The organism is Enterococcus sp. MMGLQ5-1 (assembly GCF_013155265.1).
Taxonomy (GTDB): Bacteria; Bacillota; Bacilli; order Lactobacillales; family Streptococcaceae; genus MMGLQ5-1.
The window spans coordinates 144,543-161,929 of the sequence record NZ_JABJXU010000001.1 but is presented as its reverse complement, the minus strand read 5'-3'; the positions used below and the strand labels follow the sequence as shown (position 1 = coordinate 161,929).

Genomic DNA, 17,387 nt, shown 5'->3' with positions numbered 1-17,387 from the left:
TTCACATAAAAGCAGAAAACTTAAAAATACAATCCATAATAATTAGCGCTAATTTTGTAAATCATTGTATTTATATTCACATTATAATTGTTATCAATTATAATTTATTCATTTTTCTTGTTAGAAATAAATAATGAAATCGTTTACCACCAACGATTTCATTTATTAAGATATGAGATTTTATAAAATCTTGCTTTTTTAGCGAGCAGTATATTGATTTCGGTATGTTTTAGGTGTCAGCTTGACAATTTTTTTAAAGAGCGTTGTAAAATAAGAAGAGCTATTAAAGCCAACTTGATAGGCGATTTCAGTAATTGACAAATCAGTATTGATTAAAAGCGTTTGTGCTTCACCAATCCTTCTTCTTTGCAAATATTCAATGGGGGTATAATCATAAAGTGCCTTAAACTTATGGGCAAAGTAGTATTCATTGATTGGCCAACGCCCTTCTTGATTTAATGTGCTTAATTTAAATTCCTCCGAAAAATGAACATCTAAATACTGCTTAATTTCCTGAACAATAATTAATTTCGATGAATCTTCAGCTAATTTCGATTGATTATTGATGACATTTGCTTTGATCAATTCAATTATGGTTTGACCTAATGTCTGTACCAATGAATTATAATTATTAATTTCTTGTTCAAGCATATCAAACGCACTTTGAAATAATGGCAAGAGAACGGCATAATATTGCCCAGTTTCAAAAATTGGTTCTGCACGATCTGAAATCAAGGCATCCGCCCTTAAATTAGTTTCATTAATTCCTTTAATCCCAATGCAATATAAAGCAATTGGATCATTGCTTGACAGTTCATCGTGAACAACACCACTATTATAAATAATTAAATCCCCCTTTTTTACCGGAAAATATTGATTACCAATAAAAATTTTACTACTACCAGCCGTAATCAAAATCAATTCCACAATTGATTGGTGCGAATGTAGCATTCTTGGGTGATCTTTATCAACACCTTCAACCTTACTCATATAAATTAATTGATAATCACTGCTTGAATTTTTATTTTGCTTATCTGACAACAAAAAATATTGTTTCATCACAACTCTCCCTCGAATCATAAATCAAAACCGTTATTAATAACTCTATTATAAAATAAAAAACTAACGATATTGTTATAAAATTTTTATCTATAAAAATCTAGGCAGATGAACTCCTAAAAAGCAACTTTTTCAGGTCAAGCTGAAATTATCGACTGTGATCAAAAAATCAGTCACCTATAATTAAAGTATCAAATGAAAGCGGAGGCGGAAAAAATGAAGTGGTATCAACTAACCGTAGAAGAAATTAAACATAAATTAAAAACAGGCTCAGGTGGCTTAATGCCGACTGAAAGAAAAGAACGCCTTGAAATTAATGGTCCAAATGCAATGACTGAGAAAAAAGGTTTGAAGCCTTGGCAAAAGCTGCTAAAGCATTTTACAGACTTATTAATGATTGTCCTTTTGGTTGCCTCAATTATTAAATTCTTAACAGGTGAATATGTAGAAGGCGGCATTATATTACTAGTCGTTATTGTCAATGGTCTTGTCGGCTATTATCAGGAACGGAAAGCGGAAGAATCCTTAGATGGTCTAAAGCAGATGATGGGCCAAGATTCAGTTGTCATTAGCAATGGTACTAAGCAAACGGTAGCAAACGAAGAATTGGTGCTAGGCGATATTGTCGCCCTCAATTCAGGAGATGTTGTCCCAGCGGACCTACGATTAATCGAAGTTCATGATTTATTAATCGAAGAATCAATACTGACTGGCGAATCAGAGGCGACAGAAAAGCAAACAGAAAGCTTATCAGATACTCTACCTGCAGGGGATCAGGGCAATATGGCCTTCTCAGGTACCTTGGTGCAAGCAGGCTCTGCCTTAGGGATTGTTGTAGCGACAGGTGACGCAACCGAAATTGGTAAAATCAATCAAGCCTTGCAATCCGTCCAGCAGCAAACGACACCATTAGTTAGAAAGATGAATCAGTTAAATCGTCAAATTTTCCGTGGTATCACTTTCTTAATCATCTTCTTACTTTTCTTTACAAGCTTCCGTTATGGCATGGACTGGCAGGTAATGTTTTCAGCGATGATTGCTTTAGTCGTTGCAATGATTCCAGAGGGACTGCCAGCCGTCTTAACCATGATTCTATCAATGGGCGTTAAGGAAATGACTAACGAAAATGCGATTATCAAGAGTATGCCATCTGTTGAAACGCTTGGTGCAATGACTGTCATCTGTTCAGATAAAACGGGTACTTTAACCAAAAATGAAATGACCGTAGTTAATGTGGCAACTGAAAACCAAGCACAAATCCTAGAAATTATGAATAACTGTCAAGAGCTTAAACTAAACGATAATCAAAACGCTGATGATTTACAAGGCAATCCAACCGAGCTCGCCCTCTTACACTATGTTGAAAAAAATGCGTCGTCTACAAAGCTACAAAAGCAAAAAGGAAAAATACCATTTAGCTCAAGCTACAAATATATGGCAACGTTACATGAAGCTGATGAACAAAACATTGTCTATCTTAAGGGCGCACCTGAAGTATTAATGACAATGGCAAGCTTAACTACTGAGCAGCTTAAAAAATGGCAGGCATCAGCTTCAGAATTTGCCCAGCAAGGTCAACGAGTGCTCGGCTTTGCAATTAAAAAGATCGATAAAACACAGGCACTTAATCACGATATTTTAGAAAATCTCGAATTTATCGGTCTAGCAGGTATCATCGATCCGCCAAAGGAAAGTGCAATACAAGCCGTTAAGGAATGCCAACAAGCAGGTATTGCTGTTAAAATGATTACAGGTGACCATAAGGATACTGCCAAGGCAATCGGAAAAGAGATTGGTTTAAAGCATCATGATAATGTCTTAATCGGTATTGAAATTGATCAATTAAACGATCAAGAATTAGCTGAGCAGGTAAAACAGGTTGACATTTTTGCCAGAACAACACCTGAACATAAGCTACGTATTGTAACCGCACTGCAAACAAATGGTGAAGTTGTTGGTATGACCGGCGATGGTGTCAATGATGCACCAGCACTTAAAAAAGCCGACATCGGTATCGCTATGGGTATCAAGGGGAGTGAGGTTACAAAGCAAGCTTCAGATATGGTACTAGCCGATGATAATTTCAACACAATTGCTAAAGCAGTCAAAGAGGGACGCCGTATTTTTGATAATCTTAAAAAGACAATCAACTTTTTCCTACCAACTGCACTTGCTCAAGGCTTAGTGGTTATCTTCGCCCTTTTAGTTAATCGACCGCTACCACTAACACCAGTCCAAATTTTATGGGTGAATATGGTCTCAACCATCACACTCTCATATGCACTGGGCTTTGAAAAGGCAAGTCAAGATACGATGACGAGGCCACCAAGAGTAGTCAATGAGGGCATTCTGACTAAGTATAGTGTCTTTAGGATCATCTATGTTTCACTACTTATCGTTATCCCGGCTTACTTCCTAGCAATGCAATTTGAAGGTCAAGCCCTACAACAAACTATCCTGTTACAAAATATTGTACTTGCTCAAGCAGTCTATATGATTAACTGTCGTGAGTTGACGGATGCATCAATTAATAAAGGTCTGCTAGAAAACAAAATACTATTTGTTTCAATCGGAATCTTATTATTACTTCAAAGTGCTGTCTTATTCCTACCAATAATGCAGCAATGGGTTGGCACAACAATGCTAAGTGGCTCACAGCAACTCATCATCTTAGCCAATATCGCAGTGCTCTTCATCATTGTCGAGATAGAGAAAAGAATAACTCGATTTGTAACTAAGGCAAATAGGCAAGTATCAACAACAATTAGCTAATTTATAAATAAAATTCCCAAGTGAGCTCGGCAAGCTGTCGCAGCTCACTTTTACTTGGAACATTGGAAATATAAAACACCTGTGGCACTATTTCATCAATTGGATAATTTGAAATAATCACATCCTGTGCTTCAAAAGCTTGCCTATTTAATTGAAAATACTCAATATTTTCAATTTCTGCATTAAATCCAAGTGTATTTGCCAGCTCCTCCTGTAAAAAAGCCTTCCAAGCTGGCTCGCCTTGAAAAGTAAAATAAAATTTTCGCCGGCGAGGCTTAATCGACATGATTGCCTGCTGCTCTAGCAGAAAAATTAAATTAACTAAATATAGAGGTTGATCAATCTTTAACGTTGACTGAATAATCTCACTAATTTCAACTTCGCTCTGACCAAAATTAGTACCCTTACGTGCTAACAGTAATTCAGGATATTCTAGCTGAAATTGTTCTGATAGCCAGATTGATTCATTATATTTTAATAATAATAGCGTTAAATTATCAGCAAGTCTGGACTGCATCAAGGGGACTGCTAGCTCAGTTGATAAATAGTCAACCAATTGATTTGCAGTTTCTACTAAGGTGGGATAACAATTTGACAAATTAATATTACTACCAAAAACATTATTATAATGCCAACTCTCTAGGAAGCAGAAAAAGGCAAAAAAATGCTCCTCCGCCTCTAAGTAAACCCCTTCCTTTTCATAAGCCCGATATAAAGCATCCCGATATTTTATATAAAGTGGGTCACTATCATTAAAGGAAAAAAAGTTAATTTTACAATTTGCTTTTATCCGAATCGTGTTAATAAAAAACCAACAGGTACCAAAAATTTCTTCAGTTTGAACAGAAAGCTCGGTTGAATACAGCGTTTTTAAAAATTGAAAATAATGTGCCTCATGAATACCGTAATCCTCAAAAAAATAATTATTATGAGTAAACGGCGTTAAAAGTCGGTGATATAATATCCTGATGGCACTTTCATCACCCTTAAAATAAATATTTTTGGTAGTAACCTTAAGCTGAAGCTGAAAAGCTGACAGCTGACGATTAAGCTTAGTCGTATAGCGCCTAAGTGTTTCTATTGACACAGCTTGTTCATTTAGAAATTGCAAGGTCGTGATTGATTGATTGAAAAATAAAGCTTTAATCAGTTGAACACCGACCGATTGGGGTAAAAAAACAACCCATAAATCATTGATTGGCTGATGTTCCTGATTAATTAATTGGATACCTTGACTACTGGTTTCGATGAGCCATCCTTTCGGTAATTGATTCCGAATAACCTGCAAATCAGAAAAAACAGTCCGTTCGGTCGTTTGAATTGACCGAGCTAAATCCTTAGCAATCACAAGTGGTTGATTTAAAAGCTGTTCTAATAGAGAGACCTGACGTCTAAGCTCTTTTTCTGGAATTATTTTTTTCAACATCGCATACAATTCGCTTCACATCCTTCACTATAAGCATACAAGTATTTAAAGTTAGGGTCAATTTACTTTTCAATCTCTTTTATGCGGCAATTAAATGTTAAAAAACAGAGTCACTCTTAAGTAAACTCTGCTTTTATTTTATTCTATTACTTCGGCTTGTAATTCAGCCTTTCGTTTTACTTCCTCAGCATATTTCTTATCGCCACGATAGAGCTCAACAACCATCCAAACCAGCATTGCAAGCACTAAAACAATAATCACGTAGGCAATCCGATCGGCAAATACTAGCTGTTGTTTCGTAGCCGAATCACCAAAGAAGCCTTCAATTTGATCAGGTAAGCCCTTCATATTAAGAAAAATCAAAGCAACTACTGAAAACCAACCCAATAATTTGATTAGCCAAGAATTTTTAAAGCGATCACCCATTTCAACACTACTATTCGTAAAAATAAGTAGAGGTAACATCGAAAATGGTAAAGCAAAGGCTAGGAAAACCTGCGAATTATTCATTAAATTATTAATGGCAATATGCTCTTGAATTTCCCCTCTGCCACTTGTCAATAATACGCAGATAATAACTGGTACCACCGATAATAAACGCGTAATTAAACGGCGTAGCCAAATCGGTACACGCATATGAATAAAGCCTTCCATGATAATTTGTCCCGTCAAGGTACCAGTGATTGTCGAATTTTGACCTGAGGCTAATAGCGCTACTGCAAATAAGGTAGATAATATACCTGTGTTCGCAACATGGGCAAGTACATCGTTATTCATTAGACTGGGCTTGGATAGTGCTTCAAACAAACCAAAGAAAGACGGGTCTTCGACACTACCAGATTTAAAGACGGCTACCCCCATGATTAAAAGTAAGGAATTAACAAAGAAAGCCATTGTTAATTGAATATTTGAATCCCATGCAGAAAAGCGTAAGGTTCTAGCAACATCTGCTTCATCATCATGATTAATTTTCCGACTTTGAACGACTGAAGAATGCAAATAAAGGTTATGCGGCATTACCGTTGCACCGATAATCCCCAGTGTCCCTGTTAGAGCAGTTTGACCAGAAACAGGATTGGCGCTAGAAAAGGCTTTAGCATTTGGAATCAAGCCTTTAAAAACATCGCTCCAAACCGGATTTGAAAGAATCACTTGATAAGCAAAAATCACAAAAATGACAACAATTAAAGCCACGACAATTGCTTCGATTTTACGAAAACCAATCTTGGTTAGTAATAATAAGAGCAGGACATCAAAGACAGTAATCAGTACTGCTATCGCTAATGGTATTTTAAAAAGTAGATACAGTGCAATTGCACCACCAATAACCTCGGCAATATCAGTTGCCATAATGGCTAATTCCGTTAAAATCCATAAAATAATACCTAATGGTTTACTGGTTCTAGCACTAATCGCTTGTGCTAAATCCATTTTTGAAACTATCCCAAGCTTTGCCGACATATATTGTAAAAGCATCGCAATTAAGCTAGACATCAGGATAATGGACATTAATAAATATTGAAAATTTTGACCACCAGTAATTGAGGTTGACCAGTTCCCTGGATCCATATAGCCTACAGCGACCAAGGCGCCGGGACCAGAATAGGCAAATAATGTTCGCCAAAAACTCATATTTTTAGGTACCTCGATGGTACCGTTAATTTCCTCAAGAGAAGGACCATTGGCATATTCTACCAAATGATGCCGCTCTTTCGTATGAGTTGCTGTTTTTTTCAAAATACTTCCTTCTTTCTTTAAACCATCATAATAGCAATTTTATTTTTCGATTACTTATAATTAAATATTTACAATTGGTGAGCCTAACAAAAATAAGGCACACCTAAAAATTACACCTATTCTAAAAATAATGCAACTGTTTTTTTTTAATAATCCAATTTTTTCGAAAAAATACCGATTGCGTAATAAAAAGACTCCTAGTGCGAGAATTTGGAATTGTTTCTGAGAAACAATATCGTTTACGCAATTAAACAACACGAACTTAGTGATTTTGGAATTGTTTCCGAGAAACAATACCGTTTGCGCAACAAAGCAACACGAACTTAGTGATTTTGGAATTGTTTCCGAGAAACAATACCGTTTGCGCAACAAAGCAACACGAACTTAGTGATTTTGGAATTGTTTCCGAGAAACAATACCGTTTGCGCAATTAAACAACACGAACTTAGTGATTTTGGAATTGTTTCCGAGAAACAATACCGTTTGCGCAATTAAACAACACGAACTTAGTGATTTTGGAATTGTTTCCGAGAAACAATACCGTTTGCGCAATTAAACAACACGAACTTAGTGATTTTGGAATTGTTTCCGAGAAACAATACCGTTTGCGCAATTAAACAACACGAACTTAGTGATTTTGGAATTGTTTCTGAGAAACAATACCGTTTTCGCATGCAAACAACACCATTCAAAGCAAGTGCTATTTGAGGAAGACAAGTATTCTTTCAGCCTTTGAACTAAGTTTTTAAAGCGCCCTTCGTTTGCTTGAGGTGCTAAACCATCTTGCTCATGGATGCGCAACAGAAGCTAAGACATTGGTTGGGCAGATTTTGCCAAACCAATGTCTGTACTTCTGCAAGCATTCATAGTTGGTTTAGCCCGTATACTAAAAATAAGTTCAAATGCATACCTTGCCGACTAACTGCCTCAAATTTCATTCTGAAATTCTCGGAGAGTAAGTCGTCATGGCAAAAAAGCACCTAGCTCATTTAAGTGAACTGGTGCTTTTCTATCAATTTAATATTTAAAATGCTGGAATTAAGGTATCACTATGATCCTTTTCTAAAAATTCGCGTACTTCGTCGCTCGTCATTGCCTTTTTTAATGCCTTAATTTTATCAGAATTTTCGTTATCTTCACGTGCTACTACCTGAATTGCAAAGCGTGAATCAACTTTTTGTTCTAAAAATAGGGCATCCGCTGGTTTCAGACCAACTTTTGCAATATAGGTTGGATAGTTATAAACAAGTGAAACATCAGGCTCACTATAGGCTTCAGATAAATTTAATAAATCCACCTCTAACCATTGAAAATTCTTTGGATTCTCAACAATATCCTTGATTGTGCCGTTAGTGCCCACGCCGTCGGCCAAGGTGATTAATTTTTGTTCCGCAAGAATGGCTAATGCACGGCCTTGATTTGATGCGTCATTCGGGATTGCCACCTTAGTGCCATCTGGAATATCGTCTACTGATTTATAATCCTTAGAATAAAAACCAACTTTTGCATCATAAATTGGTTGAATAGCGACTAAGCTTGCATTTTTTTCCTTATTATATTTTTCCATAAATGGCTTATGCTCAGCAAAGCTAGCGTCGGCTTCGCCGCTTGCAACCATATCATTATAGGCAACATTGTCAGTAACCTGAACGAGCTTAATTTCCCAACCATCAGCTTTAGCAACCTTAGCTGCAACCTTAACAACATCCGTCATCGGTGTTGTTTGGCTGGCAACAGTGATCACTTTATCTTCACTTTTCGAGCTGCTTTCACTTGAATTAGTAGCTGTGCCACTACTACCGCAAGCTGTTAAAGAAAAACCTAGAATAATTGTACCGATTGCTGTAACCCATTTTTTCATAATTAACTCCTCTTCTCCAATGAATCTATCTATTTTTTATTGCCTTGTGACTATAATAATTACTTGCGCTTGTCTATTTTTTGCGAAATCGTATTGCCAATCATCTGGATTGCAAAAACAACGACAATCATAATTGCAATTGCAACACTCATAATCCCATATTGATAACTTTGGTAGCCATAAATCAAGGCAAAGCTCCCGATGCCACCACCACCGATAATCCCCATCACCGTTGAATACGAAACCATACTAACTGCCGCTGTCGTATAGGCTAAAACAAGGCCACTTCTCGCCTCCGGTAGTAAAAAATGCCAGATATATTGCCACTTAGATGCGCCCAATGAATTTGCTAAAAGTCTTGTTTCTACCGGTACATCTAAAAGTACTTGCTCAACCAGTCTCGCAAAAATAACTACGGCAACAATACTCAATGGAAACGAAGCAGGATATGGTCCAAAGGCTCTACCAAGTAAAAAGCGTGTCAGCGGAATTAAAGTAATAATGAATAGTAAATATGGAAACGAACGAACAAAGGTCACAAAAAAATTAAAAAACCAGTAACTCAAATTACGCTTGCCTCTAATCTGCGGATTTGAAGCAAACATCGCAATACCTAACGGCAAACCAATCACCAGACAACTCGCCATTGAAATTCCCATCATAATGGCGGTTTCTTTGATTGCCGTTCTTAATTCTGGCAAATAAAATTGAATTGAATCGATTAAATTCATTTTGCCAGCCTCCCTTTAACCTTATCTAAGTAGGAGCTTGTATTGTTCCTAATTGGCTCAGGTTGATTTTCGACTATGCCTAATAATTTACCAGCTTCCAAAACTAAAACTCGATTGCAGAGCTTTTTAACCGAATCTAACTCATGGCTCACAAAAAAAATGGTAATACCAAACTCTTGATGAATTCGTTGTAGTAACCGCAAAACAGAATCTGTGTTTTCTTCATCCAACGAGCTCGTTGCCTCATCGCATAATAAAATCTCAGGCTGTCTCACCAACGCTCTAGCTATTGCTACCCTTTGCTTTTCACCGCCAGATAATTCTGCTGGATATGCCTCACTTTTTGAGGTCACACCAACAAAATCCAGCACCTCCCTTACACGTTTTGCATCTTTTTGATGGAGCAGGGTTAACGGTAAAGCAACGTTGGCCTTGACCGTCTTATTAGCTAATAAATTATACTGCTGAAAAACGACCCCAATTTTTTGTTTGTACTGAATAACCTGCTGTTTGGTCAGTTGATTGGTCAATTTACCATCAATTAAAATTTGACCCTCTGTCGGCTGCTCCATCAAATTGAGTAATCTTAGTAAGGTCGATTTTCCTGAACCACTTTTGCCGACAATTCCTAGTATCTCACCATCACTAACAGAAAAGGATACCCCGTCTAGTGCTTGGTGTTCCTGATATTTTTTTGATAAATTTTGTACTTCAATCATTTTTCATCCCCTAATAAACATCAGTTATTCCACCATCTGTATACGCTTACAATATGTAAGTAACCAAAAGATAAAATACTTAATAGTAAAGCAAAAAGATACCATATATTTATATTACAAAAATCTTGGTTAATTCACAAAAAATTAGATTTCAAATAATAAGATAATTATGTTATCATTTTGTTGAGAATGATTATCAATATCGATTTAATGATTAAGGAGCAGCTATGGAAAGAAATGAAATCGGCCATCAATTTTTAGCAAAATTAGGTAAAAAGCGCTTACGTCCAGGTGGTAAAAAAGCTACTGATTGGTTAGTCCAATCGGCCAATTTTTCCGAACAAACTTTAGTCTTAGAGGTTGCCTGCAATATGTGCACTACCTCAATTGAATTGGCAGAACGCTTTAACTGTCAAATCAAAGGTATAGATTTGGATCCTGGCGCCTTAAAAAAAGCACAAAAAAATATTGAAGCAGCCCAGCTATCCCATTTAATTGAAGTAAAGCAGGCAAATGCGATGAAGCTACCCTTTGAAGATAATCAATTTGACATTGTGATTAATGAAGCCATGCTGACAATGCTCAGCCACTCGGCAAAGGAAAAAGCAATTAAGGAATACTATCGTGTTTTAAAGCCCGGCGGTCAGCTACTCACTCATGATGTAAGCTATCTTGATTCAAATCTCACCTCAATTATCGAAGAGCTAAAGACGACAATCAATGTCAATGTAGCGCCCTTGCAGGTTGATGATTGGCGAGCGATATTTAAAAAAGTCGGCTTTAGTAAGGTTGAAAGCATTCATGGTGAAATGAGCCTGATGTCTCCAAAAGGAATGATTAAGGACGAGGGTTTGTTTAATACGCTAAAAATTGTCAAGAATGGTTTGAAAGCAGAAAATCGCAAACAGTTTAAAAATATGAATCATTTTTTTAACAAAACAGGCAAGGATTTAAAATACATCGCAGTCCGCAGTACGAAATAAGCCTGATTCGCTTTAATTAAGACACAAAAAATGTTTCGCTGATTGAATAAACATCAATCATTGAAACATTTTTATTTATAAATAAAAAACGTTAAGCTTACATCATTATTCAATCAAAGCAGACTTAACTCTTGTCTTCAAGACAGGTAAAACTGCTTCAGCAAACCAAGGATTTTTTTTCAGCCAACGTGCATTCAATGGAGAAGGATGAATTAACGGAAAATAATCAGGTAAATAATGCTGATAATCCTTAATAACGTCAGTAATTGGTGTGCTAGATTTTAAATGCAGATAATACTTTTGCGCATAACGACCAACTAGTAACGTTAGCTTTAAATCTGGCATTAAGGCAATTAATCTTGGATGCCATTTTTCTGCAAAGGCTTGCCGTGGGGGTAAATCACCTGTTTTACCCTTACCCGGAAAATAAAAGTCCATTGGCAATATTGCGATTTTTTCAGATTGATAAAAAGTCCTTTTATCAATTCCTAGCCAATCACGAAGTCTATCCCCACTTGGATCATTCCAAAATAAGCCTGACTGTTCTGCCTGCTTTCCTGGCGCTTGACCAATAATTAATAGCTTGGCCTGTGGATGAACAGAAAATAATGGTTTAATACCAGCCTTTGTATACCTTAAATTTTCTTTATCTGCCATAATGTCTGCCGTTATTTTTTCTAAGCGATCCATCTAAGCTACTACCTCTCTTTCAATGCTAACCTAATGCTTGGGCGATAACTCGATTTGTAAAAACTTGGTATTGAGGAGTGCCGTAATTTGATGCGATTGCTTAGCAGGCACTACAAACAGCTCACCAGCCTGAATTTGAGCAGGCTGTTCACCTTTAATCTGCACTGCCAATTTTCCTTCTAATACCTGTATCAGCTTAACAAATTCACTATATTCGTTACTTATTTTTTCGCCCTCAAAAAAGGCATATAAGGTAATTGGCACTTCAACGCCCATTTTTTTGCTCATTGTCCGACTAGCGATTTGTTGTGGATGATAATTAATCTGGTTTAAAAGATTAATAAGCATTATGACACCTCAGGCTTGACCACAATCAACAGCATTTGAAATGCTTCAAGCGCATAAAGTGCGTGTGGTCGATTGGCAGGCATAACGATTGTTTCACCTGCTTTAACAATATAATCACTTTCATCAATAGTGATTTTGGCAATGCCACTTAAAATATTAACCATAGCATCACCGGGCGAGCTATGTCGACCAATCGCTTGATTCTTATCTAATGAGAATAAGGTCATTCCAAGCTCTTCTCGATTAACAAGGGTCTGACTCAGCATTTGCTCTGGTTCAACGGTAACGATATTTTTGAGATTGATAACCTCGCTCTGTGGTATTTTTTGAATAAATGCCATAATAATACTCCTTATGAAATAAAAATACTTATTTATAATCAACTAATAACTTATTTAATTGTTTTTCATTTTTTATCGTTTCATGATATTTTTCAGGAAATGGCCAATAATGTTTAGCGACAACACGAATATCCGATTCTAAGCCTTTATTTTTCATTTTAAAATCTAGAATTTTTTTGATTTTTCCATGATGACGCATATCTAAAATGTGATGTTTCCCTTCACCAAATAAAATCCCAATCTCTCCTTTGAATAATAAATCGCTTAGAAAATCGCCTGCATCATAGTTAAAAGATTCTGTGTTGGCAATTATTTGCCCCACCTTACCTTGAAGCTGATAATGCTTGGGATTGCTATCGATTAAATCATGGGTGATGCCTGTAACTTGCCTAAAACGACCTCTCTTTAACAGATATTCTCCTTTGATTGTCTTAAGATAATCCCATTGAGTGACAAAGCTACCTGTCTGCGCATTGATAATAAACTCTGACAAACCGTTTGCCGTTTTTATCTTATCATTTTGCTGTTGTAAAAAGGGCGCTTTAATCCAGCTAGCCGTTTTTGGATCACGAATTTTGGAGACTCGATTATGAAAACGAGAACGATCACGATAAACTAATTTTTGCTGGGTTTTTATTGCATAATTTTTTAATTTATCAAAATCAGTTTTACCTGCATAATGACTACGAATATAATAAATATTTTGTAAATCTATAAAATGCCTTAATTGAAAAACAATCTGCAGTAAGGTTTCATCTAGATCTGGATAAGCTCTCTTTGATAGCCCTTTTGGAAAGCTGATTTGAATCCAGCTAGCTAAAGCCTCCCAAAAGCAGCTATCTGGGGATAAACGTTCATCAAAATAGTAATTGCCAACAATCTGAAGCTGATTATGACAATCAATTCTAGCTCCAAGTTGCTTTAGCATCAGCGTTAGCTTCGCTGGCATATTTAACTGGCTATGCCCTAAAAGTTCACAATACAAAGGTGAACCTATTTTCGCAACTTCTACTTCAGAATCATGAATTATCTTAGACCAATTGGTAGAGCTGGATTGCTGCATCGTTTTTATTAATTTTTCCAGATAAAAATCAACGGCTGAAGTATTCCAAAAGCCAAATTGAATTAGCAAATCAAGTGGTTTAGATAAGCTTTTCTGATATTTTAACTTTTCTTCACGGGTTTTATCAGCAAGCTTCTCTAATAATATATCCATTTTTTAACACTTCCCTTCAAGTAAATAAAAGTTTGAAAATTATTAACACCAAAGTGAAGCAACCACCTTAATTATACTTAATAGTCAACGATAATTCATCATTAAGTTTTAACATGATAATGCTTACCAGCTTTTCAAAAAAAATCTGCCCTTTGGTAAATGAACCAAATGAACAGACCTCGAAATTATTTATCCATAACCACAACATAGGTTACTTCAATTGGACCATGTAAGCCTGTAACTAAAACCATTTCAATATCGCCAGAATTTGACGGTCCTGAGATAATTGTCACATCGCTACCAAGCTTTTCACCATTTGCCAATTTTTCTTGATAGGCATCTGCCCATTGGGTCGTCCGCGCAATCACCTTAGAAAAGGGTACGATTGAAATATAATGCGTCGGTAGAAAATGTAAGGTTCGCCCTTGACCAGCATGATTTTCAACTACAATTGAAGCTGACTCGGCAATTAAAAATTCAGCGAAAGCAATTGCTACATTACTAGCTTGTGCGTTAGCAATATTATCTGCTCGATTTTCAGCACCGATTTGCCAATGGCGAACATTTAAATCAACTTCCTGCTCACCGAAATCCAGTAAACCGTATTCTGATAAGCGTGAATCAGTCGGCAATAAGACATTACCACCACCATAGTTTTTGGCTAGCTCAAGTAACTGACCTTCAAGCTGTGCTAGATTAACAGTTACAATATCAGCATTCACTTCAGGTGCGCGCGCTTTAGCGATTTCTAATAATTCCAATTGTGTTTTATCCGCCAAGGTTTCGTGAGGTAAGTCATTGATTGGTAAAAAGTCTAAAGTACGACTATCAACTGGTTGACTACCTAATTTTTGATATAAATTTTGTAAAAATGAATCCTTGTTTACAATATTGCCCATCTCTCAGCCTCACTTATCTCTTTTTTTAAACCAACGTCTGAATGTATGACTGGCCTTTGGCGCAATTGGTAAATCACGAACATCTGTCCAACCTTTAACCATTCCCGGTCCCATTTTCATAAAACCACCATTATTATATAAATTTTTAACAACAATCGGTTTTTTATGACTTAACATTTTCATGCCAGTATGCGCAAATGTCATTGCACCATTAAATAAAAATGGACTTCCCGTACCTGCACCAATTACTCGCATCTGCATATCATTAAAAGACCCACGTCCCATTTTTAAATCATTAGTCATAATCTTACGATGTTCTGTTATAATTTCATGTAACGGAATTTTTACCGGGCAGGTCGCATCACAAGCGGCACAAAGTGAACAAGCATAAGGTAAATCGTGAAATTCCTCATAACCGCCAAGCACAGGTGTCAATGAAATACCAATTGGACCTGGGTACAACGAGCCATAGCCTTCACCACCAATGTGGCGGTAGACTGGACAAACATTTAAACAAGAGCCACAGCGAATACATTGTAAGACAGGTTGCAAGGGCGTACCAAGCGCCTCACTTCGACCATTGTCAATAATTACGACATGAAAATCTTCTGGACCATCGTTCTCATCATTATTTTTAGGACCAACAAAGCTGCAATAGGTCGTAATATCTTGACCGACAGCAGAACGCGCTAACATATTATCAAGCACTTCGGCTTCTTTGATTGATGGCACAATTCTTTCCATTCCCATTACAACAATATGCGTTTTAGGAATACCAATCGTTAAATCAGCATTACCTTCATTTGTATTTAAATTAATTAATCCCTGATCAGCAATCGCAAAATTACAGCCAGTAATACCAACATCAGCCTGCAAAAAGTATTTACGCATTACCTCGCGCGCTTTTCTAGCTTCGTTAACAGGCTCATTGTCACCTGTGTAGCCTAGCTTTCGTTTAAAAATATCTTGCACATTATCACGGTTTAAATGAATCGCTGGAAAAACAATATGGCTTGGTTCATCCCAATCATTTTCTTGTAAAATAAACTCTGCCAAATCTGTTTCCATGACCTGTAAGCCCATTTTTTCAATCATTTGGTCTAAATCAATTTCTGCGGTTACCATTGATTTACTTTTAACAATTCGTTTTGCTTTTTTGTCACTCACTACTTTTTCAATATAAGCTCTCGCTTCTTTAGCATCCTTTGCAAAGCAGACATGACCACCACGCTCAGCAACATTATTGGCAAATTCGTCCAGATAATCTGGTAAATGATTTAAAACCTGTTGACGAATCTGTTCACCTAAATCACGCCAGCCTTCCCAATTACCTAATTTTTGTCTTGCACCTTCACGCTTTTCCCATTGCATATCTTGCGCCTTAGCGACAGAGGCTTGCATCACTTGGTCTGCCTTGGATTTTTCTAAACGCTTTTCCATTGTTAGTGTACTTGTTTTTAAGCTCATGCCGTCACCTCATCATGCTTTTTGACAGCTAATATTTCGTCTAAATCTGGCATCTTAATCCGATTGATATCCACATTACTATTTAAAACTTCAGCAATGTGCATAATTTTTATGGGATGTCCTTCACGATTAAACTTACCGCCAATATTCATTAAGCAGCCCATATCGGCAGAAATTAATATATCTGCATCAGTCGATAAAACATCATTCATTTTTTCATTAACCATCATTTCGGAGATAAATGGCTCTTTAACTGAAAACGTGCCACCAAAACCACAACAATTTTCAATATGTGGAATTTGACGATACTCAAGGTCTTTGACATGATTGATTAAAACAAAGGGTGAGTGATGCTCGCCAAGTAAACGCGTCATGTGACAAGAACGATGATAGGTTGCAGTCCCCTTCAAAGTAGCTCCTAAATCCACAATGCCTAAAACATTTACTAAAAACTGAGTAAATTCATAGGTTTTATCTGCTAATTGAATTGCTTTAGATAGATAGTCAGCCTTTTGAGGATCTCCCTCAGCAATAATCCGTGGAAATTCCTTAAACATTGCCGTGCAGCTACCTGCTAAACCAACCACAAAATCAACATCAGGATAATATTCCATAAATGCATCAATTTCATTATGAATAACAGACCAGCTCTCTTTAAAATAACCACTATTATACGTTGGCTGCCCACAGCAAACCTGCTTATCAGGCACAACTACCGTCACTCCCAGACGTTCTAAAACTGCAACCGCTGCCTGACCAACATTAGGAAATAATAAATCAACAACACAGGTTGTATAAATTGCGACCTTCATATCCTACCTCACCTTCATTTCAATAATAATACGATGTCATTATAGTCTTATTGTTATTAATTGACAATTAATAACAATAATCAATCAAATAAAATAACAAAATAGAAGTATTTAAAATAAAAGATAGGCTCTAAAAAAAAAAAGACTTTAAATGAAAAATATAGACTACAATTTCGGGTTCAAAATAACAGCAGTAAATGTTCAATTTTTATACCACACTGGATAAAAACAAGCATAATACTATATTTAAGCATCTTCTTAAAATATACTTTCTGTAACTCAATAATTTTAAATAATTTTTTATAGTTTTTAAAATTATTTTTAAA

The 17,387-nt window shown here is 36.4% G+C and carries 15 protein-coding genes; 2 read left to right on the top strand and 13 right to left on the bottom strand.

Annotation, left to right across the window (positions count from 1 at the left end):
* Nucleotides 1-198 precede the first annotated feature (198 nt).
* Nucleotides 199-1,059, bottom strand: a complete 861-nt coding sequence (locus HOY35_RS00760) for an AraC family transcriptional regulator (protein ID WP_172210113.1) — start codon at nucleotides 1,057-1,059, stop codon at nucleotides 199-201.
* A 216-nt stretch (nucleotides 1,060-1,275) separates the two neighbouring features.
* On the opposite strand from HOY35_RS00760, the gene HOY35_RS00755 reads away from it, so the two are divergent.
* Entirely contained in the window at nucleotides 1,276-3,831 is a 2,556-nt protein-coding gene (locus HOY35_RS00755) for an HAD-IC family P-type ATPase (RefSeq protein WP_172210112.1), read from the top strand.
* A 1-nt stretch (nucleotide 3,832) separates the two neighbouring features.
* On the opposite strand, the gene HOY35_RS00750 is transcribed toward HOY35_RS00755, so the two are convergent.
* The 5 genes from HOY35_RS00750 to HOY35_RS00730 form a co-directional block, all read right to left on the bottom strand.
* Nucleotides 3,833-5,257 (bottom strand): helix-turn-helix domain-containing protein, encoded by a 1,425-nt coding sequence (locus HOY35_RS00750; protein WP_172210111.1) that lies wholly within the window; start codon nucleotides 5,255-5,257, stop codon nucleotides 3,833-3,835.
* A gap of 138 nt (nucleotides 5,258-5,395) precedes the next feature.
* Entirely contained in the window at nucleotides 5,396-6,994 is a 1,599-nt protein-coding gene (locus HOY35_RS00745) for an Nramp family divalent metal transporter (RefSeq protein WP_249641438.1), read from the bottom strand.
* A gap of 1,024 nt (nucleotides 6,995-8,018) precedes the next feature.
* Nucleotides 8,019-8,855 carry a MetQ/NlpA family ABC transporter substrate-binding protein gene (locus HOY35_RS00740; RefSeq protein ID WP_172285796.1) on the bottom strand — a complete coding sequence of 279 codons (837 nt, stop codon included), beginning with the start codon at nucleotides 8,853-8,855 and terminating at the stop codon, nucleotides 8,019-8,021.
* 59 nt (nucleotides 8,856-8,914) lie between these two features.
* Nucleotides 8,915-9,586: a methionine ABC transporter permease gene (locus HOY35_RS00735; protein ID WP_172210109.1), complete on the bottom strand. Its 672-nt coding sequence runs from the start codon at nucleotides 9,584-9,586 to the stop codon at nucleotides 8,915-8,917.
* Nucleotides 9,583-10,305, bottom strand: coding sequence for a methionine ABC transporter ATP-binding protein (locus tag HOY35_RS00730; protein WP_172210108.1), 723 nt, complete (start codon nucleotides 10,303-10,305; stop codon nucleotides 9,583-9,585). The genes HOY35_RS00735 and HOY35_RS00730 overlap by 4 nt, the downstream gene beginning before the upstream one ends.
* A 227-nt stretch (nucleotides 10,306-10,532) precedes the next feature.
* Between HOY35_RS00730 and HOY35_RS00725 the strand changes: the two genes are divergently transcribed.
* Nucleotides 10,533-11,288 (top strand): class I SAM-dependent methyltransferase, encoded by a 756-nt coding sequence (locus tag HOY35_RS00725; protein WP_172210107.1) that lies wholly within the window; start codon nucleotides 10,533-10,535, stop codon nucleotides 11,286-11,288.
* A 105-nt stretch (nucleotides 11,289-11,393) separates the two neighbouring features.
* On the opposite strand, the gene HOY35_RS00720 is transcribed toward HOY35_RS00725, so the two are convergent.
* From HOY35_RS00720 to HOY35_RS00690, 7 genes are all read right to left on the bottom strand, one after another.
* Nucleotides 11,394-11,978: a uracil-DNA glycosylase family protein gene (locus tag HOY35_RS00720; protein ID WP_172210106.1), complete on the bottom strand. Its 585-nt coding sequence runs from the start codon at nucleotides 11,976-11,978 to the stop codon at nucleotides 11,394-11,396.
* Nucleotides 11,979-12,008: 30 nt separating this feature from the next.
* Nucleotides 12,009-12,326 (bottom strand): acetate kinase, encoded by a 318-nt coding sequence (locus HOY35_RS00715; RefSeq protein WP_172210105.1) that lies wholly within the window; start codon nucleotides 12,324-12,326, stop codon nucleotides 12,009-12,011.
* Nucleotides 12,326-12,667: a cupin domain-containing protein gene (locus HOY35_RS00710; RefSeq protein ID WP_172210104.1), complete on the bottom strand. Its 342-nt coding sequence runs from the start codon at nucleotides 12,665-12,667 to the stop codon at nucleotides 12,326-12,328. The genes HOY35_RS00715 and HOY35_RS00710 overlap by 1 nt, the downstream gene beginning before the upstream one ends.
* Nucleotides 12,668-12,695: 28 nt before the next feature.
* The gene (locus HOY35_RS00705; RefSeq protein ID WP_172210103.1) at nucleotides 12,696-13,883 is read right to left on the bottom strand and encodes a DUF3114 domain-containing protein; all 1,188 of its coding nucleotides are present in this window, start codon (nucleotides 13,881-13,883) and stop codon (nucleotides 12,696-12,698) included.
* 185 nt (nucleotides 13,884-14,068) lie between these two features.
* On the bottom strand, nucleotides 14,069-14,782 hold the full coding sequence (locus tag HOY35_RS00700) for a lactate utilization protein C (RefSeq protein ID WP_172210102.1): 714 nt from the start codon (nucleotides 14,780-14,782) through the stop codon (nucleotides 14,069-14,071).
* Between the two features lie 9 nt (nucleotides 14,783-14,791).
* Entirely contained in the window at nucleotides 14,792-16,249 is a 1,458-nt protein-coding gene (locus HOY35_RS00695; protein WP_172210101.1) for a LutB/LldF family L-lactate oxidation iron-sulfur protein, read from the bottom strand.
* Nucleotides 16,246-17,061 (bottom strand): (Fe-S)-binding protein, encoded by an 816-nt coding sequence (locus tag HOY35_RS00690; protein WP_172210100.1) that lies wholly within the window; start codon nucleotides 17,059-17,061, stop codon nucleotides 16,246-16,248. The genes HOY35_RS00695 and HOY35_RS00690 overlap by 4 nt, the downstream gene beginning before the upstream one ends.
* Nucleotides 17,062-17,387 lie beyond the last annotated feature (326 nt).